This is a genomic window from Acetobacter pomorum (assembly GCF_002738225.1).
GTDB lineage: Bacteria > Pseudomonadota > Alphaproteobacteria > Acetobacterales > Acetobacteraceae > Acetobacter > Acetobacter pomorum.
Genome location: NZ_PEBQ01000031.1, coordinates 1 through 333, shown reverse-complemented (window position 1 = coordinate 333; position 333 = coordinate 1). Strand labels below are relative to the sequence as shown.

General features: G+C 54.7%; 1 pseudogene. It reads left to right on the top strand.

What is annotated here, in order from left to right:
• Positions 1–51 precede the first annotated feature (51 nt).
• Positions 52–333: pseudogene (locus tag CSR02_RS16750) on the top strand (hypothetical protein); the annotation flags it as partial.

Below are 333 nucleotides of genomic sequence, written 5' to 3'. Positions count from 1 at the left end.
GGTTTGAGATCAGTACCACTCGGATGTGATATTTATGAACGCGGAACGTCTGTGGACGCTCTCCACGCTGCGTTTGAGCAATATCAGTGGTTGGTTAGGCCAACAGATACGCAACGCAACGCCATAGAAGAGGCTTCAGGTTGGCTCAGCAAGTATCGTGTCAGATCAGGCCCTCTTCTTGGCTCTGCCCACGCCTTTCATGCCTGGATAGAAGCAGGACATGCTCGTGCCCCGATGCGCGCCGCTTTGATCCGCCACTGGCGCCTGACCAATGTTCTTCATTTTCCGCTTCCCCTTGTTGGAGCCAGATCCTTCGTACCGGAAGCACCTTGG